6 protein-coding genes are annotated in these 6000 nt (G+C 55.0%); 3 read left to right on the top strand and 3 right to left on the bottom strand.

Features of this window, described 5'->3' with window-relative positions:
* Window positions 1–341, top strand: a 341-nt coding sequence (locus tag AUQ41_RS14440) for a M23 family metallopeptidase (protein ID WP_157092650.1), incomplete at its 5' end; no start/stop codon positions are given.
* A 179-nt stretch (window positions 342–520) separates the two neighbouring features.
* Here the strand turns inward: AUQ41_RS14440 and AUQ41_RS14435 are convergent.
* Together AUQ41_RS14435 and cyaY are read right to left on the bottom strand one after the other, a co-directional pair.
* Entirely contained in the window at window positions 521–2317 is a 1797-nt protein-coding gene (locus AUQ41_RS14435; protein ID WP_063088990.1) for an ABC transporter transmembrane domain-containing protein, read from the bottom strand.
* Between the two features lie 49 nt (window positions 2318–2366).
* Window positions 2367–2705 (bottom strand): iron donor protein CyaY, encoded by a 339-nt coding sequence (gene cyaY / locus AUQ41_RS14430; RefSeq protein WP_063088989.1) that lies wholly within the window; start codon window positions 2703–2705, stop codon window positions 2367–2369.
* A 267-nt stretch (window positions 2706–2972) separates the two neighbouring features.
* Between cyaY and rpmE the strand changes: the two genes are divergently transcribed.
* Together rpmE and AUQ41_RS14420 are read left to right on the top strand one after the other, a co-directional pair.
* Complete coding sequence (gene rpmE, locus AUQ41_RS14425) at window positions 2973–3197, top strand: 50S ribosomal protein L31 (RefSeq protein WP_008891651.1); 225 nt, start codon at window positions 2973–2975, stop codon at window positions 3195–3197.
* Window positions 3198–3453: 256 nt separating this feature from the next.
* Window positions 3454–5277, top strand: coding sequence for an adenylate/guanylate cyclase domain-containing protein (locus AUQ41_RS14420; protein ID WP_063088988.1), 1824 nt, complete (start codon window positions 3454–3456; stop codon window positions 5275–5277).
* A 113-nt stretch (window positions 5278–5390) separates the two neighbouring features.
* Here the strand turns inward: AUQ41_RS14420 and AUQ41_RS14415 are convergent, their stop codons facing one another.
* Entirely contained in the window at window positions 5391–5837 is a 447-nt protein-coding gene (locus AUQ41_RS14415) for a DUF1465 family protein (RefSeq protein WP_008891653.1), read from the bottom strand.
* Window positions 5838–6000: the final 163 nt, after the last annotated feature.

Here is a 6000-nt window from a genome sequence, read left to right as displayed (position 1 = left end):
ATGGCGGTTATGGCAATTACATCCAGATCCGCCACAATGATTCTTATGCCACCGCCTATGCCCATATGAATGGCTTTGCCAAGGGCCTCAAACAGGGATCGCGGGTCAAGCAGGGCGATATCATCGGCTATGTTGGCACAACCGGCCGCTCCACCGGTCCGCACCTGCATTACGAGATCCTGCAGAACAATGCACAGGTCAACCCGATCCGCGTGAAGATGCCAAGTGGCAAGACGCTTAAGGGTGAAGAGCTTGATCGCTTCCTTGCAGATTCTGATGTGTTGCGCAAACAGTATGCTGAACTGTCAATTGGCAACCGCAAGATCGCCAGCGCCGAATAAGACCCCGATTGGTCCAAAATCAAAAACCCGCCCTTGTGGCGGGTTTTTTGTTTCTGCGACATCAAGACAGATGTCCGCACTGTTGAAGCCTAGGCTCAGCGTTTTGGGTCGGGAGAATGTGGCAGTAAAGAAACCGAATAGAAGACAGCCATACAGCGCGCTTTGGCTTTATCCTGAGATCAGGCTGCGTCGCGTTCAAACTGCAGCTTGGCCAGACGCCCGTAAAGCGGGGAGCTTTCGAGCAGTTCCTGATGCGTCCCGACTGCTACCAGCTTGCCATCATCAATCACAGCAATCCGGTCTGCATGCAGAACTGTTGCCAAACGATGCGCAATCACGAGCGTGGTGCGCTCTTTCATGATGGTTTCAAGTGCCTTTTGAACAACCTGTTCACTTTCAGCATCCAGCGCACTGGTGGCTTCATCCAGAAGCAGGATGGCCGGATTGCGCAGGATCGCGCGCGCAATCGCAATGCGTTGACGCTGACCGCCCGACAGGCGCACGCCCTTTTCACCCAGGAAGGTATTAAAGCCATCCGGCAACCGGTCAAGGAACTCGCTGGCATGCGCGGCGTCAGCAGCCGCACGCACATCGGCATCACTAGCCCCCGGACGGCCATAGCGGATGTTGTCCCATGCACTGGCAGCAAAGATCACCGGATCCTGTGCGACAAGTCCAATGCGTTCGCGCACCGCGACCGGATCGGCCGTCTTGATATCAACCCCGTCAACTTTGATCACGCCACTTGACGGATCATAGAAGCGCAACAACAGCTGGAACACGGTGGTCTTGCCTGCCCCCGAAGGGCCAACAAGCGCAACCGTTTCCCCCGGCTTGACCGACAGGCTGAGGCCCTCAAGGGCCGAGCGGTCCGGGCGTGCTGGGTAATGGAAGGTGACGTTTTCGAAACTGACATGACCCTGATGGGGTACTGGCAACGCGATGGGGTTTTCCGGGGCCTTGATTTCAGGTTCCGTCGACAGCAACGCAACAAGGCGCTCCGCCGCACCGGCCGCGCGTTGCAAATCGCCGATCACTTCACTGATGGCGCCAACCGATCCGGCAACCACCACGGCATAAAAGACAAAGGCCGAAAGTTCCCCCGCCGAGATCGTGCCATCAAGCACATCATGACCACCAATCCACAGGATGGTGCCAACCGCACCAAACACCATGACGATAACAATCGCGGTCAGAAGGGCGCGGGCAGAAATACGCGCAACCGCCGTTCTGAAGGCCCCTTCGACATGGCCACTGAAACGTTGGCTTTCGATTTCTTCGTGGGTATAGGCCTGCACCGTGCGCAGCGCATTGAGGGTTTCTTCGGAAAAGGCGCTGACGTCGGCAACCCTGTCTTGGGACTCGCGCGACAAACGCCGGACGCGCCGACCGTATCCGACAATCGGAATGACAACCAACGGCACAACCAGCAAGACAAGTGCTGTGAGCTTGGGACTGGTGATGGCCAACATCGTCAGTCCCCCGACAAACATCAGGGCATTGCGAAGGGCGATCGAGACGCTTGAGCCAATGACCGCCTGAAGCAATGTGGTGTCGGTCGTCAAACGCGAAAGAACTTCACCGGTTCTTGTGACTTCAAAGAAGGCTGAGTCCAGTCGGATGATATGGCGGTACACGGCGGAACGGATATCGGCAACCACGCGTTCCCCGATCCAGGAAACCAGGAAGAAGCGCATATAGCTTGCGCCCGCCAGCAACAGGGTTACCGCAAACAGAACGAACAATGCCCGGTCAAGAAGCGCGCCATCACCTTCGGCAAAGCCTTCGTCAACCAGCATGCGCAGGCCATTGCCAAGCGCAAGTACGGTTCCAGATGCTGTCACCAGTGCGATCAGCGCGCCGAACAGCTGCAAACGGTATTTTGTGACGAACGGGACAATGGCACGGAGCGACGATAGGTTCCGGCTGGTTTCACGATCGGTGAGTTTTGCAGAAGAAGTCGGTGTACGCGCCAAGGCACTTTATTCCGTATGCAGTGGTAACCACGCGGCCGATATAAAGAGATCAGCCAAGATCAAGCTTGTTCCCGGTTTTGACAGCAAGATCAGCCGAAAGCTGATCATGGAGCGTGGTCGAACCGCGGGTCGAGGTCCAGGTTTCGTTGTCTTCATCAAAGTCATAGTGGCTTGCCCCACTGACCGGCGAAGAAAGCCAGACCTGACGGTTCGGACCATGCTTGTTGATGATGAATTGTTCGCCCGAATCGAGTTCGATGGTCAGGATGCCGGACTGCAGATCAACATCAAGGTCATCGCCCAAGGCATCATCAATAACATCAGACAGCGTTTCGATGGTTTCGTCTGCAAGCTGATGGAAGCGGGTTTCCTCAAGGGCCACAGTCATATTCTCCGTCTATCATCGGGGTCCAATGCCCCGGCAAGGCGACAATCAATTGTTGGCGCACCATACTATATAAAGAGGCCTGTGCAAGTATGCATAAGCACGGGTGCGAGAAAAGCTTGAAACATGGGTCAACCACTGTTAAACGACCGCCTGATCGCTACTGCACTCCCCTCATTTGGCGTTAATCGGATAATTACCGGTTACAGGGGTTGCGCGAGCCGATTTTTTACACTATACACCGCGCTTCAAATTCCGGAGTGATAGGCGATGAAAAAAGATATCCATCCCGATTACCATGAGATCACCGTTCAGATGACTGACGGCAGCACCTTCACCACGCAGTCGACCTGGGGCAATCCGGGCGATGTGTTGAAGCTCGACATCGATCCGAAAAGCCACCCGGCTTGGACTGGTGTTCACCGTCTTCTGGACAGCGGCGGGCAGCTTGCTAAGTTCAAAAAGCGCTTCGCTGGTTTCAATATCGGCAACTAAGCAAAGAACACGCTTCTGTGTTCTGTGGGATCAGCGCCCGTCGCATCTTCTTGATGCCGCGGGCGTTTTTCTTTGTCTAAACCCTGAATTTGCATAGCTGCCGACGGTAAAAAGCTGTGGTTGGAACAACTCTTGGCTGTTATTGAGCATATCTGATGGTGATTTCGGCATTTTTTTGCCATAATCCCATTCGTTAGGATAAGGCGGCACCGATTCTGCTGCCCTGTTCTGCTTGCACGCATGATCAGGCTCTTAGATGAATCAAGTGACAGCACGTAACCAGGTTAGCTATGAGGTCTATGTTAAAGACCGTTCAGGCCGGTGGCAGATCCACGGTCACTTTACTGGTGCGCAAAGAAAGCAGGCAGAAGAAGAAGCCAAACAGATCGAGCGCGCAAATCACGTGTCAGGCGTGAAAGTCATTCGCGAGGTTTACGACCACGCAACCAACAGCTCTGACGAATACGTGATTTACGAAACGCGCGGTCAGGGCAGACTGGAAAACACCAACCCGCAGGCAAAACCAAGGCGGTCAGCCCCGCCCAAGGCCGATGCGCAGCGTCCTGCCCCCGCCCCAATGATGCCAAAGGCAGATACATCTGCCGACAAGCCCAACGATGCGGCACCTGCGAGCGAAAAGAAACCCGCAGCTGTTCGCCCAACTGCATCGGTTGCAGAAAGCCAGACCCTTATTGGTCTAGGCCTTAAGATGATGGTCGCCTTCTGTGTTGCGATTGCGGTTGGCCTTGCCACCATGTTGCTTGCGGCCAAGGGGCTTGAATTCCTGCCGGGGATGGGGCTCAAGATCAGTCAGGGTTTTTATGACAAGGCCAACTTCCTGTCCTTCACCGTTGGTTTTTTGGCCAGCGTCGTACCGATGCTGATGGCGCTGACCAAAAAGTTCAAGGGACGTGCACGCAGATCTTCGATGGCGTCTTTTCGTTCGACAGGATCGAAAACGGCCCGCGCTGGCAATCGCCCGGGCGTCGCACAGGGATCTGGTTCGGATGTGCGCCGCAAGTCAGCTGCGGAAATGGCGGCCGAAATGGCCCGTGAGGATGGTGACACGGACGTAGAGGTCGCAGAAGACGCGCAGGACGACACACCGGCAGAGGCCGCACCGGAGCCGATTGACGATACGCCGGAAAAACCATTGGTCGAAACACGCGAAATGCGGGCGACACGCGAACAGATGCGCGACTTCATCACCGGATCGATCGAAGCTATTCAGCGTAAAGTGACGTCGCTTGATGCCTATCACAAGTTTGGCGTGAACCTTTATGTCGCCGGGGCCTGTGACGCATGCAGTGAAAAACACGCACTGGATCAAAAAGACGGGCGCGTCATTTTACGGGATTGCATTTCGGCAATGGGCGCAAACAAAAGCATGGCCGAGACATTCTGCAAGAATGTCGACGACTATATTCTTGAGCCGAAATACAAGGATATGTATGGCGCGGGCCGCCAGTCGATGGACGCCTATATCAAAGATGAAAAGAGCATCACGTCATCAGTTGCCAAAGCAATCAATGACTGGAGCGACAAGCCCGCGGCTGGCCCACAAGGTGCTGGTGGCAAAAAGCTTCATGCCCTGATGTTTACCGACATCGTCAATTCCACGGCCAAGACCCAGGAACTGGGGGATCATGGCGCGCAGCAGATGGTCCATATCCATAACCAGATCGTGCGCACGGCCCTGATCAACAACTATGGCAAGGAAGTCAAACACATGGGCGACGGCATCATGGCCGTATTCCCGTCCTCGGCGAGTTCGGTAGAGGCCGCCATTGAAATCCAGAAAAACATGGCGTCCCACAATGCCAGCCAGGATCTGAAATTCCAGATCCGCATCGGCATCAATGCCGGTGAAGCCATTGCCGAGGAAAACGACCTGTTTGGCAGTGTGGTGCAGCTGGCCGCACGTGTCTGTGCGCAAGCAGGCGGTGACGAAACACTGGTTTCAGAAAACGTCAAGAATACCTATAGCGGCAGTCGGGCAAGCTTTGTCTCGCAAGGTACACGCCAGATGAAGGGCTTTACCGACCCGATTGAGGTCTTCCAGGTTCAAGCCCGCAGCTGAGCTGCCCCTCTTCTATATCCCGTGATCACCAGAACGCGCTATGCGCGGTTATCAACCAACCGCGCCGCAACCAGTCCTGGGCAAAAACGATGTTCGGGTAAGGCTGCAGTCTATTAGCCGTTGCAGCGCGCGGCGACCTGCAATTCCATACGGGCGGTACGCATATAAAGTGAATGGGCACGCCCCATCAGATCGAGAAGACCGGGCGAGAGGAAACCATATTCCTCGTGCGGATTGACCGTACAGACCCGAAGATCGACCATCAGATCATCGATATCGACAGCCTCATCCCAGGGGATTTCCCCCGCTTCAACAGCACGCACGGCAAGAAGCCACGCCATTGCCCGTATCAATCGCGTGGTCATGCGCATCTCTTCGACGCATTGTGCAACGGCTTCGCGACTGCCCTGTTTCTTGCTTTGGCCTCGATGGGCGGAAAGGTAATTCCGTGCCTCTATCAGCAGTGTAAAGGCTTCATCGTAGGTACGCGAAAAATGAACAACCGAGAAATTGCTTTGATACGACGCCGCCTTTGACGTCGGGGGATGCTCGTGAGTCATCCTGAATATATTGGGAAGGTTTTGAGCGGCTTCAAGACGGGAGTTGCGCAAATAGAAAGACCGCCCACTTTCGGGGCGGTCTCACCTCAACCTGCTAAACTTGCCGGACTTTTTTTGGTTTTGTTTTTGTTGTGTGCGAACTTTAGCCAGCGCTTAAGAGGCG

Source organism: Thalassospira sp. MCCC 1A02898 (assembly GCF_001618185.1).
Taxonomy (GTDB): Bacteria; Pseudomonadota; Alphaproteobacteria; order Rhodospirillales; family Thalassospiraceae; genus Thalassospira; species Thalassospira tepidiphila.
Note: the sequence above shows the minus strand (reverse complement) of the source record. Positions and strands in the feature narration are given on the sequence as shown.